Origin of the sequence: Vibrio sp. 10N.222.46.A1, assembly GCF_041473595.1 — a bacterium.
Lineage (GTDB): Bacteria > Pseudomonadota > Gammaproteobacteria > Enterobacterales > Vibrionaceae > Vibrio > Vibrio tasmaniensis_A.
In genome coordinates, this window is sequence record NZ_JBFRSN010000458.1 from 1 (window position 1) to 901 (window position 901).

Sequence of the window (901 nt, forward strand, 5' to 3'; positions counted from 1 at the left end):
AATGAAGTGCTGAAGCATTTTTTCCGTTACGTAAAAGTCAGCAATTACGCCGTCTTTCATTGGACGGATTGCTGAGATATTACCAGGCGTACGGCCAAGCATTTGCTTAGCAGCGTGACCAACCGCAGCGACACTCTTTGCAGAACCCGCACGATCTTGGCGGATAGCTACAACTGAAGGCTCATCAAGAACAATGCCTTGGCCTTTTACATATATAAGGGTATTGGCAGTACCTAAATCAATCGATAGGTCGTTTGAAAACATGCCACGAAGCTTTTTAAACATATTCTTCGCTCATCCTGCAAGAATTAGAAGACAAAAATTGCACTAAATGTACCAATGCCTTGCTGTCACGGCAAGGCATTGAAGTATAAACATGGACTGAAACCCACAATTTCTTACAGATTCCTAACTTAACAGCCAAAAAATCATATTATTGCTGACCTATTAAGCCACTTTCACCTCGGTAGATCACACGATCGTTCCCGCGATGGATACCAAAGGTGACTACTGTTGATGGGTTTTCTTCATCAATACCATCTTGGTCCCAATCAAACATTAGCCAAGGCATATTATTATTTATGGAGTCAAGCTGTTGCCAAATTTGCACTTGCTCCCTAGTTACAGCATTAGGGGCTTGCTGTGCTGTAAAGTTGTTCGACACTCCATTATTCACATCAGCAGCTCCCGTTAATGTCGCCGTAGTCGCTCCCCCAACAGGCCATATAACCGTAGGGTTTCCATCCATTTCAGCATCGATATCAGTAAAACTATCAAATACATTGTTAATAAAAGCACCGTTTGTCCAATACTGAACTTGAAGAGGAACGGTAATCGAACTACCTTCAACCCCACCTACATCACTCAAATTCACACGACCAAAAACCACATTGGGTTGGCT

Annotated in this window: 2 protein-coding genes; both read right to left on the reverse strand. The window is 42.7% G+C overall.

Annotated features, from left to right (window positions below):
* Positions 1-285: rod shape-determining protein (locus tag AB4496_RS13885; RefSeq protein ID WP_372131172.1), on the reverse strand; the 285-nt coding region annotated here is incomplete at its 3' end.
* Between the two features lie 148 nt (positions 286-433).
* Positions 434-901, reverse strand: a 468-nt coding sequence (locus AB4496_RS13890) for a DUF6701 domain-containing protein (RefSeq protein ID WP_372131174.1), incomplete at its 5' end; no start/stop codon positions are given.